The following is a 13,487-nucleotide window of genomic DNA, read 5'->3' as shown; positions in this document are numbered from 1 at the left end:
CTCACCCCGTCAGTTTCACGCTGCCGCCGCCACCCCAGAACAGGTACGACAGGAGCAGGTTGAGCAGGACGATGGTCACGATCGACTGCCGGATCGCGCGGCCCGCCGCCACCCCGACGCCTACGGGGCCGCCGGTGGCGTGGAAGCCGTGGTAGCAGTGGATGACGATGACGGTGAACGCGAAGACCGCCACCTTGGCGACGCTGAACACGATGTCGCTGACCGGCAGGTACAGGTAGAAGTAGTAGTCGTAGACGCCGGGCGCCAGCCCGAACAGGGCCGTGCACATCAGCCGGGTGGCGAAGAAACTGGCGAACAACGCGATCAGATAGATCGGCACCAGCGCCATGAGCGCGGCCACCACCCGGGTGCAGATCAGGTAGGTGAAGGCGTTGATGCCCATCACCTCCAGCGCGTCGATCTCCTCCGAGATCCGCATCGCGCCCAGCTCGGCGGTGAACGACGAGCCCACCTGGGCCGCCAGCGCCGTCGCCGCGATGATCGGGGTGATCTCACGGACGTTGGCGAAGCTGCCGACCAGTCCCATGAACGACTCGGCGCCGATCGCCTGCAACCCCTGGTAGCCCTGCAGCCCCACGGTCGCGCCTACCACGAAGGCCATGGTGAACACCACGAAGATCATGCCGCCGCCGATGACGGTCGCGCCGACGCCCACGACCACGTCGCTGACCTGCCGGATGACGACCTTGAAGTACTTCAGCCGGAGGATGACGTCGCGGACCGAGTAGAACAGCACCTTCCACACGAACAGCGGCCAGTCGGCCAGCGAGGCGAACCGCTCGGCCCAGTCACGGCCGCGGTTGGCGAACCGGAGGCCGGCCGTACGGGTGACCATCACAGCGCCTTGGGCGGGTAGGCGAGGAAGTAGATGGCGGAGATCACGTAGTTGAAGGCGAACACCAGCATGAACGTGACCACGGTGGCCTGGTTGACCGCGCGGCCCACGCCGACCGGGCTGGTGGCGCAGGTCATGCCCTTGTAGCAGGCGACGGCCGCGGCGATGAAGCCGAAGATCCACGCCTTGAACAGGGTGACGTAGAGGTCGGAGCCGACGACGAGGGAGAGCGCGCCGTCGAAGTAGGCGCCGGGCGTGACGCCCTGCACGACCACGTTGAAGAAGTAGCCGCCGCTCGCCCCGGCCAGGATGACCAGGGGGCACAGGCAGACCGCGACCGTGCTGGCCGCCCACATGCGGGGCGTGACCAGGCGGTGGATGGGGTTGACCGACATGACCTCCATCGCGCTCAGCTCGTCGCGGATGTGCCGGGCACCGATGTCGGAGGTCATCGCGCTGCCGCCGGCCCCGGCGATCAGCAGGGCGCTGGCCAGCGGCGCCACCTCACGGATGAGGCCCACGAAGACGGCGCTCCCGGTGGCCGAGGCGGCGCCGAGCTGCCAGGCCAGCTCGCCGACCTGGAGCGCCACGGTCGCGCCCAGGGGGAGCGAGACCAGCAGGACGGGCACGCTGGTGACGCGGGCCAGGAACCAGCACTGATCGACGAACTCCCACCACCAGCGCCTGACGTCCCAGCTGCGGCGTAACGCTTCCAGGACGATGACGAACAGCTCACCCACCTGGCCCAGCGCGGACCCGGCCCGGCGGCCGAGGTATCCGGACAGGGCCATCAGCATCCCGCCCGCGCGCGTGTTGCCGTCATGACCACCCTCGTCACCGCTGACTACGGATCAGTCACCTTACTGACGAGTTGTCCAGTAGGTCGATGGCTAGCGGGAAATTTGAGGAGAAGGCATGAGACGCACGTCACATCTTGTCAGTACTCCACGAAACGTGACCCTGCCGTGACGCGCGGCAGATCGGCGGGGAGAGCGAGCGGCCCCTATGGCCAGGCGACCTGGCCGGTGAGATCGGCCAGGTCCGCTGGACGTCCCTCAGGCTCGGTCTTGGGCAAGCCCGGACATCCAGGCCTCTACTTCGTCGGGATGGCGCGGCAGCGCCCCGGACATCAGCTGGGCGCCGTCCGACGTGATGACCAGGTCGTCCTCGATGCGGACGCCCAGGCCGCGAAACTCCTCGGGCAGCGTGAGGTCGTCCGGCTGGAGGTAGAGGCCGGGCTCGACGGTGAGCACCTGGCCCTCCTCCAGCACGCCGTCCAGGTAGACCTCGGCGCGGGCCTTCGCGCAGTCGTGCACGTCGAGGCCCAGCATGTGGCCGCTGCTGCAGAGGGTGTAGCGCCGGTAGAGGCCCGACTCCATGAGCTGGTCGGGGGAGTCCTTGAGCAGGCCCCACTCGTGCAGCCCCTCGCAGATGACGCGCATCGCCGCCAGGTGGAAGTCGCGGAAGCGGGCGCCCGGCCTGAGCACGCCGATCGCCGCCGTCTGCGCCTCGTACACCAGCTCGTACACCTGCCGCTGCACGGGGGTGAACCGGCCCGACAGCGGCAGCGTGCGGGTGATGTCGGCGGTGTAGAGCGTGTCGGTCTCCACGCCCGCGTCCAGCAGGAGCAGGTCGCCGTCGCGCAGCCGGCCGTCGTTGCGGATCCAGTGCAGCGCGCACGCGTGCGCGCCGGAGGCGACGATGCTCTCGTAGCCGGTCGCGTTGCCGTCGAGCCGCGCGCGCAGCCCGAACACGCCCTCCAGGTAGCGCTCTCCGCGCGCGTGACCCAGAGCCCGCGGCAGGGCGCGCACCACGTCCTCGAAGCCGAGCGCCGTGGCGTCGACGGCGGCCCGCAGCTCGCCGGTCTCCCACTCGTCCTTGACCAGCCGCATCTCCGACAGGAACCGCTCGAACTCGGCGTCGCCCTCGCCCGCGGGCACCGCGGCGTCCACCGACGCGTCCACCCCGCGCAGCACCCTCGCGGGCCCCTTGAGCGCCAGGTCGCGGATGTGCGCGCAGTCGATCTGGTACAGCTCCGCCGCCTCCGCCAGGGCGGGCCGGCGGCCCACCCAGAACTCGCCGTAGCGGCGGTCGCGGTAGAACTCCTGGCCCTCCTCGCGCGGCGAGCGCGGCCTGAGGTACAGCCTGGTCTCACCGGACGGCTCGATCACCAGCACGTCGTCCGGCTCGCCCGCCCCGGTCAGGTACGCGTAGGCGCTGTGCGGCCGGAACCGGTAGTCGAAGTCGTTGCTGCGCACCTTGAGCGTGCCGGACGGGACGACGAGCCGCTCGCCGGGGAAGCGCGCCGCCAGCGCGGCCCGCCGTTTGGCCGCCCACGGTGCGACCGGCAGCGGGAGCACGTCCGCGCGCCGGGTGTCGGCCCAGCCCGTGCGCATGAACGCGGCCAGCTCGTCGGTGATGGGAAGGTCGTGACTGCCGGTGTTGAGCTGCTCGGTCATCGCTATTCCTGGGGCTGGGCGGGCGGGGTGCGATTTCACACTTTAAAGCTGTCGTACGACAAAGCAGCCTACGGGAACGCTTGACGCTGTCCTCCTGTCGTTGCTTGCCTGAGAGAGGACAGGCACGGGCTTAACGCCGGTCCTCCCCGGGTAGCTGAGAGCCGAGGTGGTGCACATGCTCATTGGGACAATTCTGCGCAACAAGGGCACTGACGTGACGACGGTGGCACCGGAGGCCACGGTCCGCGAGCTGCTCGCCCAGCTCGCCCAGCACAACATCGGAGCTGTCGTCGTCTCGCCCGACGGCGACACGATCGTCGGCATCGTGTCCGAGCGCGACGTCGTGCGACGCCTGCACGACCGGGGCGCCGGCGTACTCGACGAGCCGGTGTCGGCGATCATGACCGCCGAGGTGCGGACCGTCGGCCCGCGCGACAACGTCGAAGAGCTCCGCAAGACCATGACCACACACCGGTTCCGGCACATGCCCGTGGTCGAGGGCGGCCGGCTGGTCGGCATCGTGAGCATCGGCGACGTGGTCAAGAGCGCCATCGAGGAGCTGGAGACGGAGAAGGCGTCGCTGGTCGACTACCTCCACCGTTGACACGGGTGGCACGCTGGTGCCCGTGATGTACGGAGCTCCGCCCGAGTTCCCCCGGGCGACCCGCAGTCCGACGATCATCCTGCTGGTCTCCGGGCTGACGGGGTTGCTGGGGTTCCTCATCGGGTTCTTCGCGGGCCTCGGCACCGGTGAGACGTCCGCCGCGCCCGCGCCCCGCGTCACGGTGACGGTCGAGCAGCCGGTCGAGCCCGCCGGCTCCCAGCCGCCGGCCACCGCCGGGAACGACCCGTCCGCGACCGGCCCGCCCGCCACTGGCTCACCCGCCACCGGGCCGCCCGCGACGGATCCGCCCGCGACCGGCGCGCCGGCGGCCAACCGCACCCTGGTGGTCGGCGTCGACATCCAGCCCGGCACCTACCGCACGGCCGGACCCGTGGCCGGGCAGCCGGCCTGCTACTGGGCGAGGCTCAAGAGCACCACGGCGCGCCCCTCGGACATCATCGCGGCCGACATGCCCCAGGGCGCGGCCACCGTCACCATCGACCCCACCGACAAGGCGTTCCAGACCGGCGGCTGCGCCGAGTGGACCAGAGCCTGACCTGTTGGCACGGCACCTGCCCGCGTAGGAGGATTCTCCCAGGCCATCCCACATAGGAGACAAGATGTCGGTGTTGCGGAGCTTCGTGGACAGCGTACGAAACGGCGCGATCGAGGTGATCGACCTCACCGCGCCCCTGTCGTCCGAGACGCCGATCCTGCAGCTGCCCGAGCCGTTCGGCAACACGATCCCGTTCCGGCTGGAGGAGATCAGCCGCTACGACGACCGAGGCCCGGCCTGGTACTGGAACGACATCCACACCGGCGAGCACAGCGGGACCCATTTCGACGCCCCGATCCACTGGGTGACGGGTCGCGACGGCGAGGACGTCTCGCAGGTGCCGGTCCGCAGCCTGCTCGCCCCCGCCGTGGTGCTCGACTTCTCGGCCGAGGCGGCCAAGGACTCCGACTTCCTGCTCCAGATCGACCACGTCAAGGAGTGGGAGCGGGCCAACGGGCCGCTGCCCGACGGCGGCTGGCTGCTCCTCCGCACCGGCTGGGACACCCGTTCCGGCGACCAGGCGGCGTTCCTCAACGCCGACGAGAACGGCCCGCACACGCCGGGCATCTCCGTCGAGTGCGCGCGCTGGCTCGCCGAGGAGACGCCGATCCTCGGGCTGGGCGTCGAGACCGTGGGCACCGACGCGGGCGCCGCCCACTCGTTCGACCCCGCCTTCCCCTGCCACTCCTTCCTGCTGGGCGCCGGCAAGTACGGCCTGACCCAGCTGCGCAACCTCGACCGGCTGCCGGTGACCGGCGCGGTGGTGGTCGCCCCGCCGCTGCCCATCGTGGGCGGCTCGGGCAGCCCGGTCCGCGTGCTGGCCCTGGTGGAGCGAGGCTCGGAGTGAGCCCCGCCGACGGCCGGGGGCGGGAGCCGTGACCGTCGCCGAGGCCGTCGGGCGGGCGCTGGCCGCGCTCGGCGTACGGGCCGCGTTCGGTGTGGTGGGCAGCGGCAACTTCCACGTCACCAACAGCCTCGTCGAGCACGGCGTGCGCTTCGTCGCCGCGCGGCACGAAGGCGGGGCGGCCACCATGGCCGACGCCTACGCCCGGATGAGCGGCACGGTCGCGGTGCTGTCCGTGCACCAGGGCCCCGGCCTGACCAACGCGATGACCGGCATCGCCGAGGCCGCCAAGAGCCGCACGCCGATGGTGGTGCTCGCCGGCGAGGCCACCGACGTGCGCTCCAACTTCCACATCGACCAGGACGCCCTGGTCCGCGCGGTGGGCGCGGTCCCGATGCGCGTCACGGCCGCGCACGAGGCGGTCGAGCAGACCGTGGCGGCCTTCCGCACGGCCTGGCACGACCGGCGCACGGTGCTGCTCAACCTGCCGCTCGACGTGCAGGGCGACCTCGCGCCCTGGGCCGGGCGGCTCGGCGAGTTCTTCGACCTGATCATCGCCGGCCAGCGCGCGGCCGCCGCCCACCCGCTGGGGGCATCCGGTCCGGCTGGCGACGCCGCCGACCTGGCGCGGCTGCTGGCCGGCTCTCGCAGGCCGGTGTTCGTCGCGGGCCGGGGCGCCCGGCACGCGCGGCACGAGCTGGAGGAGCTGGCCGACCTGACGGGCGCCCTGCTGGCCACCTCCGCCGTTGCCAGGGGCCTGTTCCGGGGCAGCCCGTGGGACCTCGACGTGAGCGGCGGGTTCGCCACGCCGCTGGCCGCCGAGCTGATCCACGACGCCGACCTGGTCGTCGGCTGGGGTTGCGCGCTCAACATGTGGACCACCCGCCACGGCCACCTGATCGGCGAGCACGCCTCGCTGGTCCAGGTCGACGTGGACGAGAGCGCGATCGGCGCCCATCGGCCCGTCCGGCTCGGCCTGGCCGGCGACACGGCCGTCACCGCGCGGGCCGTGGCCGCGGCCTTCACCGCCGTCGGCGCTGACGCGGGCGCGGATGCCGGCGGTGGTGCGGGCACCGGCGCGGGCCGGCGCTATCGCACGCCCGAGGTCATGCGGCGCATCCAGGCCGAGGGCCGGTGGCGGGCCGTCCCCTACGACGACGAGGGCGGCGACGGGCGGATCGACCCGCGGACGCTCACCATCGGGCTCGACGACCTGCTGCCGGCCGAGCGGATCGTGGCCGTCGACTCGGGCAACTTCATGGGCTACCCGTCGATGCTGCTGGACGTGCCCGACGAGTACGGGTTCTGCTTCACCCAGGCGTTCCAGTCGATCGGCCTCGGGCTGGCCACCGCGATCGGCGCCGCTCTCGCCCGGCCCGACCGGCTGCCGGTGGCCGCCCTGGGCGACGGCGGGGCGCTGATGGGCGCCGCCGAGTTCGACACCGTGGCCCGGCTGGGGCTGCCGATGGTGATCGTGGTCTACGACGACGACGGCTACGGCGCCGAGGTGCACCACTTCGGGCCGCACGGCCACCCGCTCGACCTGGTGCGCTTTCCGACGGCAGACCTGGCCGCGGTCGCCAGGGGATACGGCTTCGACGCCGTGACGGTGAGGGAGCGCGGCGACCTGAGCGGAGTGGCCGAGTGGCTGAAGGGGCCGCGTGACCGGCCACTGCTCGTCCACGCGAAGGTCACCCGCGAGCACCCGTCGTGGTGGCTGGAGGAGGCGTTCAAGGGCCACTGACCTTCCGATACGTCCACGCGTCGGCGGCGGCGGCGAGCACGTCGGCGAGCGGCGCGCCCGCCGCGGCGCTGACCGCCGCCGCGATCGCGCCCTCCACGAACGGCACGTCGGCCAGCTCCACCCGCCCCGGCTCGGCCAGCAGCCGGGCCGTCAGCACCGAGCCGCCCAGGTCGGGGATGAGCACCAGGCCGTCGCCCTGGTCCACCGACGCGAGTGCCCGCTCGATGAGGTCGAAGCTGGTGCCGAGCCCGCCGTCGTCGGTGCCGCCCGCGCCCACCACGGGCGCCTCGGCCCCGGCGATGCCCCTGGCCAGCGCTGCCGTCTCCGCCGCCAGCCCGGCGCTGTGCGCGACCAGGACGATCCCGACCATCAGCCCGCCCCGCCCGCTACCGTCGCCAGCGACGCGACGATGAGCGCCGACGAGGCCGCGCCCGGGTCCTCGTGGCCCACGCTGCGCTCTCCCAGGTAGCTGGCCCGGCCCTTGCGGGCCCGCATCGGGATGGTGGCCCGCGCTCCCTCCTCGGCCGCGCGCGCCGCCTGCTCGAACGCCTCCGGCGGCTCCAGCCCCTCGTGCACGGCCCGCGCCAGCGCCCGTGACGCGGGGGCCAGCGCGTCGATCATGGTCTTGTCGCCCGGCGAGGCCTTGCCCAGCCGCTCGACCGCGACGACTCCGGCCTCGAACGCTCCGGCGAACCGGGCCAGCGTCACCGGCTCCTCCAGTGTCTTGCCCATCTGCCGGAACGCCGAGCCGTACAGCGGGCCCGAGGCGCCGCCGACGCGGCGGATCAGCGTCGTGCCGGCGGACACCAGTGCCTGCACGGGAGAGGCGGGCGGCCACTCGGTCAGCGCCGTGCGCACCTCGCCGAACCCTCGGTCGAGGTTGGCGCCGTGGTCGGCGTCGCCGATCGCGGCGTCGAGCCGTGTCAGCTCGTCGCGGTGGAGCCGGATCACCTTGGCGGTGTCCTCGAACCAGGCGACGAAGAAGGCGGTGTCCATCACCGTCCCCATCGGAGCCCCGGCGTCTCGACCGGCGCGTCCCACAGCCGCGTCAGCTCGTCGTCCAGCCGGCAGACCGTGACGGAGAAGCCCTGCATGTCGAGACTCGTCACGTAGTCGCCGACCAGCGACCGGGCGATCCTCGCCCCCCTGCCCCTGATGAACGCCTCCACCTCGGCGAACACGACGTACAGCTCCATCAGCGGGGTGCCGCCCATGCCGTTGACCAGGACGAGCAGGTCGCCCTGAAGCGGCAGATCGCCGTGCACGGCCTCCATGGCGACCGCGGCCAGCTCGCGGGCCGAGGCCATCGGCGCCCGGCTGCGGCCCGGCTCGCCGTGGATGCCGATGCCCAGCTCCACCCGGTCGTCCGGCAGGTCGAACGTCGGCTTGCCCGCCGCGGGCGTCGTACAGGAGGTGAGGGCGATGCCGAACGAGCGGCTGCGGTCGTCGACCTCGGCCGCCACGCGCGCCACCGCGTCCAGCGGCGCGCCCTCCTCGGCCAGCGCGCCGGCGATCTTCTCGACGAACAGGGTCGCGCCCGTGCCGCGCCGGCCGGCCGTGTAGAGGGAGTCCTGGACCGCGACGTCGTCGTCGACGAGTACGCTCGCCACGTCGACGCCGTCGCACAGTTCGGCGGCCATCTCGAAGTTGAGCACGTCGCCGGTGTAGTTCTTGACGATGTGCAGCACGCCCGCTCCGCCGTCGACCGCCCGGGTGGCGTCGATGATCTGGTCGGGGACAGGTGAGGTGAAGATCTCACCCGGACAGGCCGCGTCGAGCATGCCGTGGCCGACGAAGCCGGCGTGCAGCGGCTCGTGTCCCGAGCCGCCGCCGGAGACCAGCCCGACCTTGCCCGCTCGTGGTCCCGACGCGCGGTAGACCACCTGGTCGCGCACCCGCAGCGACGGATGGGCCGCCGCCAGGCCTCTGAGCGCGTCGCCGACGACGGAGTCCGCCGCGTTGATGAGCTTCTTCATGGTGAGAACATGTGCCCGTTTCGGCCGTAGGGCAAGCGCCGAGGCGGGGCCGCGCGGACCTTCGGCGGCGTGCCCTGGCTGCCCAGCACGGTAAAACCTAGGCTACCTTCTGCACATGGCTGAGATCGTGTACCCGCCGGTGATCGCCGCCGCGCGGACCCTCTTTCGCGTGCTCGACTACCGCTTCAACCTCGAAGGGACCGAGCACGTTCCGCGCACCGGGGGAGCCGTGCTGGTGAGCAACCACATCAGCTACCTCGACTTCATCTTCGCCGGGTTCGGCGCGCTGCCGTCCAAGCGCCTGGTGCGGTTCATGGCCAAGAAGGACGTGTTCGACCACCGGATCTCCGGGCCGCTGATGCGTGGCATGCACCATATCCCCGTCGACCGGGGGGCCGGCGCCGGGTCCTACGCGACGGCGCTGCGGATGCTGAAGGCCGGTGAGGTGGTGGGCGTGTTCGCCGAGGCGACGATCAGCCGGTCCTTCACGGTCAAGGAGATCAAGAGCGGCGCCATCCGGATGGCGCAGGCCACCAAGACGCCCGTCATCCCGGTGGCGCTGTGGGGCACCCAGCGGCTGTGGACCAAGGGGCGGCCCAAGGCGCTGACGCAGCGCCACGTGCCCATCACGATCGTGGTCGGCGAGCCCATGTACCCCAAGCGGGGCGAGGACGTCGACAAGCACACGGTCGATCTGCACGAGCGGCTCACGGCGATGGTGGATCATGCGCAGCGCACCTACCCGGAGATCCCGCAGGGGGTCTGGTGGCAGCCCGCGCATCTCGGTGGCACCGCGCCGACGCCGGAGGAGGCCGCCGCGATGGACGCGGCCGAGGCCGAGGCCCGGTCCAGGAAGTCCTAGATCGCAGCCTGATAGCTGCCGGCGCGCATGCCGGCCAGCAACGCGGCCGTCTGCGCGGGGGTGAAGCGGCGCACCGGGTCGTGGTGCAGCAGCCCCTCGATCAGCGGCCGCATCACCCCGGCCCGGCGCGGCGGCGGGAAACGGCCGCTGCGCGCCATGCCGAGCACGCTCGCCGCGTCCTGGCCCGGGTAGGGCGGCTGGCCCTCGATGGCGCTGTAGAGGGTGGCGCCGAACGACCACATGTCGGCCTCCTTGCTGGCCGGGCCACCGTGCAGGCGCTCGGGCGCCATGAACGCCGGGGTGCCGCGCAGCCTGCGGGAGTTGGTCATCCGGATGTCGCCCTCGGCCGTGGCGATGCCGAAGTCGGTCAGCACCACGCGGTCGCCGGTGAGCATGACGTTGGCCGGTTTGACGTCGCGGTGGAGCACCCCGGCCTGGTGGGCGGTGCGCAGCGCGGCGAGCAGGTGCTGGCCGATCGCGGCCACCGACTGCGCGGGCAGGGTGCCGACCTGGGAGAGCAGTTGGTGCAGGGAGAGCCCGTCGAGGTACTCCATCACGATCCAGAGCTTGCCGCTCTTCTCGATCAGGTCGTGCACCGTGACGATGTTGGGGTGGGTGAGCCCGGCCGCCATCCGCGCCTCACGGAGCACCCGGCGGCGCACCATCTCCGCCTCGCCGGCCAAGGTCAGCTCTTTCAGCGCCACCTCGCGGTGCAGCAACTGGTCGAAGGCTCGCCAGACGACTCCCATACCCCCACGACCGGCCTCCTCATTGAGAAGGTACCGTCCGCCGATCTCCCGCATGCCATCCCCTCAACGCTTGGGGCAATGATGACATCTCACCACAAGACATAGTGTGCCTAACGTGATCCGGATGTGCCGGGAACCAAAGGATCACTGGTCAAAGGTATCGAAATTTGATGACGCACGACACGCCACAGGAAGGCGATCGCGACCAGGCAGAGACCCGCGGCGCCGAGGAAGACGGCCGGCAGCCCGGCGATCTCGCCCACCACCCCGCCCAGCGCCGCCCCCACCGGCATCCCGCCCATGCCGATCAGCCGGTAGGCGGAGTTCACCCGGCCCAGCAACTCCGGCGGGATGAGCCGCTGCCGGGTGGAGATGACGAGCACGTTCGCCGCGGCACTGGTCACGCCCCACAGCACGGCGGTCGGATAGAGCAGCCATCCGGCGGGCGCGAGCACGGGCACGAGGTAGAGCAGGGAGTTGGCCAGCCAGGCGCCGATCAGTGTCCGGCCCTCCCCTGCCCGCCGGGTGATCCGCTCCGACATCAGTGAGCCGGCCACCGCCCCCGCCGCCATCGCGGTCATCATCAGCCCGTAGGCGCTCGGCTGCAGCCCCATCCGCGACCCCTCGCCGACGACCCAGAGCACGAACACGGCGAAGTAGGCGGCGCTGGCGACATTGAGCATCCCGGCGGTGATCGCCAGGGTACGCAGGAACCGATGCGACCACAGGTAGCGCAGCGACTCGGCGATGTCCGCGCGCATCGACCGTCCGCGTGCCGCCGCCGCCGGCGCCGGGCGGAAGCCGCCGGGCATGCCCAGCAGGAGCAGGCCCGCGGCGCCGTACAGGAGGGCGGGGCCGCCGAAGACGGCGGCGGGCACGAGCATGACCAGCAGGCCCGCCAGGGGCGCGCCGACGAAATCGTTGCCGATCGTCTGCGCGCCGACCACGCGGCCGTTGGCGGTGGTGAGGTGGCCCGGCGACACGGTCATCGGCAGCACCGCCTGGGCGGAGATGTCCGCGAAGACCTCGGCCACGCAGGCCAGCAGCAGCGCCGTCAGCAGCAGCCACAGGTTCAGCAGGCCGAGCGCGGCCAGGGCGGCGGCGATCGCGAGCAACCCCGCGCGGGCGACGTTGGCCAGCACCATGATCCGCTTGCGGTCGGCCCGGTCGGCGATCGCGCCCGCGAGCAGCGCGAACAGCAGCCACGGCAGTGTGGCCGCCACTCCCGCCAGCGACACCTCCGTGGGGGAGCGGGTCAGTGTGACGGCCAGCAGCGGCGCCCCGACCTTCAGCATGCCGTCGGCCAGGTTGGACAGCGCGGTCGACGACCACAGGAAGGTGAACGATCGCCCGAGACTCCGCATCGAGGACTCCGATAGTATGTAAGGGAAAGTGTGCATAGATTACTTTGCAAAGATAGGTGTGCACAATATGGCCGGCAAGCGCTTTTCGGTCCGGACCCTCGACGTCCACGCGCTGAAGTCGTTCGCGCACCCTCTGCGCCTGCGCCTGTACGAGCTGCTGGAGGAGCACGGTCCCTCGACGGCCACCCGGCTGGCCGGGCTGGCCGGGCAGAACACCGGGGCCACCAGCTACCACCTCAGGGAGCTGGCCCGGCACGGCATGATCGAGCTGGTGCCGGAGCTGGGGAAGGGCAAGGAGAAGTACTGGCGGATCGTGGCCGGCGGGTTCTCCTACGGCGAGGCTCCGCCCGGCGACCCCGAGACGGCCGAGGCCGTGGCGCTCCTGCTCGACGACCTTCTCCGGCAGCGCGCCGCCGAGCTGGCGCGCTGGCGAGAGGAGGAGCCGGACACTCCCGAGGAGTGGGTGCGGGCCAGCGGCCTCGGACGGCGAGCGATGCGGCTCACGTCTGAGGAGACGGTGGCGATGAGGGACGAGGTGTTCGAGGTGCTGGAGAGATACCGCCGGCGGGCCGATCAGCGCGACCTGGCGTCGCCGGACCGGCCCGACCCCTCACTGGAGCAGGTGGTGGTCCACTTCGACGTCCTCCCGGTGGGAGTGCGGCCCTAGGGTCATCCCCAGGTCCCACCCTGACGCGCCGCCGTCCGCCGGTCCCTAGTCTCCTTGCCGATCGGAGGCTGTCGAACGAAGGGCCGGTCATGCCGCGCAGTGACGACGATTCCGTGCGCACGGACGTCCCGGGGCCCCTGGTCGCCCTGCACGCGCTCATCGGACGTCACCGCCCCGACGTCCACTACGACGGCACGCCGCTGCGCAGGGCCGACCTGGACGCCGTCCTCACCACCGCCTGCGGCCCGCCCGCCGGGTCGATCGAGGTGCGGCCCGCCGTGTTCGCGGTGGACGGCCTGCCGCCCGGCGTCTACCGCTACGCGGCCGACGAACTGGAGCTGGTACGCCAGGGCGGCGCGCACACCGACGTGCTGGCCGCCGCCCTGCCCGCCGACCGGGCGACGATCGGCGGGGCCGCCGTGTTCGTCTGCCTGACCGGCGGGTTCACCCGCCACGAGGGCAGGCGCGGCCCGGGTGGCTACCGGCTGCTGGCCGCCGAGGCCGGGCACCTGTCGCAGCGGCTGATCCTCGCCGCGACCGCGCTGGGCGTGGCCGCCCGGCCGTTCAGCAGCCTGTTCGACGACCTGCTCAACCCGGCGCTCGGCCTCGACGGCGACGGCGAGCGGTTCGTCCTCGGCGTCCTCCTCGGTCACGGGAGGGAGGCCGGCTAGGCGCGGGCGAGACCTCCGGGCCCACGGGGCAAGGGCCCCGACCGGTGGCCCTCCCACTTTAGGCCGGTGGGGCGGGAGGGCTTGTCCCGTCCTGGTGCTGACCTGCTATGACGCGTGCGGGAGGGGGCGGATAGC

General features: G+C 72.1%; 15 protein-coding genes. 7 read left to right on the top strand and 8 right to left on the bottom strand.

The window, feature by feature from the left end:
• Nucleotide 1 precedes the first annotated feature (1 nt).
• From AB0I38_RS12285 to AB0I38_RS12275, 3 genes are all read right to left on the bottom strand, one after another.
• A complete protein-coding gene (locus AB0I38_RS12285; protein ID WP_358466068.1) occupies nt 2–856 on the bottom strand; it encodes an ABC transporter permease in 855 nt (284 codons plus the stop codon).
• Complete coding sequence (locus AB0I38_RS12280; protein WP_358466066.1) at nt 856–1,647, bottom strand: MlaE family ABC transporter permease; 792 nt, start codon at nt 1,645–1,647, stop codon at nt 856–858. Before AB0I38_RS12280 ends, AB0I38_RS12285 begins: the two co-directional genes overlap by 1 nt.
• 264 nt (nt 1,648–1,911) lie before the next feature.
• The gene (locus AB0I38_RS12275; protein ID WP_358466064.1) at nt 1,912–3,315 is read right to left on the bottom strand and encodes an aminopeptidase P family protein; all 1,404 of its coding nucleotides are present in this window, start codon (nt 3,313–3,315) and stop codon (nt 1,912–1,914) included.
• Between the two features lie 175 nt (nt 3,316–3,490).
• Here AB0I38_RS12275 and AB0I38_RS12270 point away from each other — a divergent pair, with 175 nt between their 5' ends.
• The 4 genes from AB0I38_RS12270 (at nt 3,491) to AB0I38_RS12255 (ending at nt 7,063) form a co-directional block, all read left to right on the top strand.
• Nucleotides 3,491–3,919, top strand: coding sequence for a CBS domain-containing protein (locus tag AB0I38_RS12270; RefSeq protein ID WP_358466062.1), 429 nt, complete (start codon nt 3,491–3,493; stop codon nt 3,917–3,919).
• A gap of 22 nt (nt 3,920–3,941) precedes the next feature.
• Complete coding sequence (locus AB0I38_RS12265; protein WP_358466060.1) at nt 3,942–4,475, top strand: hypothetical protein; 534 nt, start codon at nt 3,942–3,944, stop codon at nt 4,473–4,475.
• Nucleotides 4,476–4,539: 64 nt separating this feature from the next.
• Nucleotides 4,540–5,322, top strand: a complete 783-nt coding sequence (locus AB0I38_RS12260; protein ID WP_358466058.1) for a cyclase family protein — start codon at nt 4,540–4,542, stop codon at nt 5,320–5,322.
• 28 nt (nt 5,323–5,350) lie between these two features.
• Nucleotides 5,351–7,063, top strand: coding sequence for a thiamine pyrophosphate-binding protein (locus AB0I38_RS12255; RefSeq protein ID WP_358466056.1), 1,713 nt, complete (start codon nt 5,351–5,353; stop codon nt 7,061–7,063).
• On the opposite strand, the gene AB0I38_RS12250 is transcribed toward AB0I38_RS12255, so the two are convergent.
• From AB0I38_RS12250 to dhaK, 3 genes are read right to left on the bottom strand one after another with little or no spacing between them, the layout of a single operon-like run.
• Nucleotides 7,050–7,433, bottom strand: a complete 384-nt coding sequence (locus tag AB0I38_RS12250) for a PTS-dependent dihydroxyacetone kinase phosphotransferase subunit DhaM (RefSeq protein WP_358466054.1) — start codon at nt 7,431–7,433, stop codon at nt 7,050–7,052. The two genes, AB0I38_RS12255 and AB0I38_RS12250, sit on opposite strands and share 14 nt — an antisense overlap.
• The gene (gene dhaL, locus AB0I38_RS12245; protein WP_358466052.1) at nt 7,433–8,059 is read right to left on the bottom strand and encodes a dihydroxyacetone kinase subunit DhaL; all 627 of its coding nucleotides are present in this window, start codon (nt 8,057–8,059) and stop codon (nt 7,433–7,435) included. Before dhaL ends, AB0I38_RS12250 begins: the two co-directional genes overlap by 1 nt.
• Nucleotides 8,059–9,039: a dihydroxyacetone kinase subunit DhaK gene (gene dhaK / locus AB0I38_RS12240; RefSeq protein WP_358466050.1), complete on the bottom strand. Its 981-nt coding sequence runs from the start codon at nt 9,037–9,039 to the stop codon at nt 8,059–8,061. Before dhaK ends, dhaL begins: the two co-directional genes overlap by 1 nt.
• Before the next feature lie 115 nt (nt 9,040–9,154).
• Between dhaK and AB0I38_RS12235 the strand changes: the two genes are divergently transcribed.
• Nucleotides 9,155–9,901: a lysophospholipid acyltransferase family protein gene (locus AB0I38_RS12235; protein ID WP_358466048.1), complete on the top strand. Its 747-nt coding sequence runs from the start codon at nt 9,155–9,157 to the stop codon at nt 9,899–9,901.
• Here the strand turns inward: AB0I38_RS12235 and AB0I38_RS12230 are convergent.
• Both AB0I38_RS12230 and AB0I38_RS12225 read right to left on the bottom strand, forming a co-directional pair.
• The gene (locus AB0I38_RS12230; RefSeq protein ID WP_358466046.1) at nt 9,898–10,704 is read right to left on the bottom strand and encodes a serine/threonine-protein kinase; all 807 of its coding nucleotides are present in this window, start codon (nt 10,702–10,704) and stop codon (nt 9,898–9,900) included. The two genes, AB0I38_RS12235 and AB0I38_RS12230, sit on opposite strands and share 4 nt — an antisense overlap.
• Before the next feature lie 56 nt (nt 10,705–10,760).
• Nucleotides 10,761–12,014 (bottom strand): MFS transporter, encoded by a 1,254-nt coding sequence (locus AB0I38_RS12225; protein WP_358466044.1) that lies wholly within the window; start codon nt 12,012–12,014, stop codon nt 10,761–10,763.
• A gap of 67 nt (nt 12,015–12,081) precedes the next feature.
• On the opposite strand from AB0I38_RS12225, the gene AB0I38_RS12220 reads away from it, so the two are divergent.
• Nucleotides 12,082–12,681 carry a helix-turn-helix domain-containing protein gene (locus AB0I38_RS12220; protein WP_358466042.1) on the top strand — a complete coding sequence of 200 codons (600 nt, stop codon included), beginning with the start codon at nt 12,082–12,084 and terminating at the stop codon, nt 12,679–12,681.
• A gap of 89 nt (nt 12,682–12,770) precedes the next feature.
• A complete protein-coding gene (locus tag AB0I38_RS12215; protein WP_358466040.1) occupies nt 12,771–13,352 on the top strand; it encodes a nitroreductase family protein in 582 nt (193 codons plus the stop codon).
• Nucleotides 13,353–13,487 lie beyond the last annotated feature (135 nt).

Source organism: Nonomuraea cavernae (assembly GCF_040655715.1).
In the GTDB taxonomy this organism is placed as follows: Bacteria; Actinomycetota; Actinomycetes; order Streptosporangiales; family Streptosporangiaceae; genus Nonomuraea; species Nonomuraea cavernae_A.
The sequence above is the reverse complement of the archived record's forward strand: the minus strand, read 5'-3'. Positions and strand labels throughout refer to the sequence as shown.

Excerpts from the sequence above, each read along its gene's own strand:
- AB0I38_RS12285 (WP_358466068.1), bottom strand. The coding sequence starts at position 856 with ATGGTCACCCGTACGGCCGGCCTCCGGTTCGCCAACCGCGGCCGTGAC.
- AB0I38_RS12280 (WP_358466066.1), bottom strand. The coding sequence starts at position 1,647 with ATGGCCCTGTCCGGATACCTCGGCCGCCGGGCCGGGTCCGCGCTGGGC.
- AB0I38_RS12275 (WP_358466064.1), bottom strand. The coding sequence starts at position 3,315 with ATGACCGAGCAGCTCAACACCGGCAGTCACGACCTTCCCATCACCGAC.
- AB0I38_RS12270 (WP_358466062.1), top strand. The coding sequence starts at position 3,491 with ATGCTCATTGGGACAATTCTGCGCAACAAGGGCACTGACGTGACGACG.
- AB0I38_RS12260 (WP_358466058.1), top strand. The coding sequence starts at position 4,540 with ATGTCGGTGTTGCGGAGCTTCGTGGACAGCGTACGAAACGGCGCGATC.
- AB0I38_RS12250 (WP_358466054.1), bottom strand. The coding sequence starts at position 7,433 with ATGGTCGGGATCGTCCTGGTCGCGCACAGCGCCGGGCTGGCGGCGGAG.
- dhaL (WP_358466052.1), bottom strand. The coding sequence starts at position 8,059 with ATGGACACCGCCTTCTTCGTCGCCTGGTTCGAGGACACCGCCAAGGTG.
- dhaK (WP_358466050.1), bottom strand. The coding sequence starts at position 9,039 with ATGAAGAAGCTCATCAACGCGGCGGACTCCGTCGTCGGCGACGCGCTC.
- AB0I38_RS12235 (WP_358466048.1), top strand. The coding sequence starts at position 9,155 with ATGGCTGAGATCGTGTACCCGCCGGTGATCGCCGCCGCGCGGACCCTC.
- AB0I38_RS12230 (WP_358466046.1), bottom strand. The coding sequence starts at position 10,704 with ATGCGGGAGATCGGCGGACGGTACCTTCTCAATGAGGAGGCCGGTCGT.
- AB0I38_RS12225 (WP_358466044.1), bottom strand. The coding sequence starts at position 12,014 with ATGCGGAGTCTCGGGCGATCGTTCACCTTCCTGTGGTCGTCGACCGCG.
- AB0I38_RS12220 (WP_358466042.1), top strand. The coding sequence starts at position 12,082 with ATGGCCGGCAAGCGCTTTTCGGTCCGGACCCTCGACGTCCACGCGCTG.
- AB0I38_RS12215 (WP_358466040.1), top strand. The coding sequence starts at position 12,771 with ATGCCGCGCAGTGACGACGATTCCGTGCGCACGGACGTCCCGGGGCCC.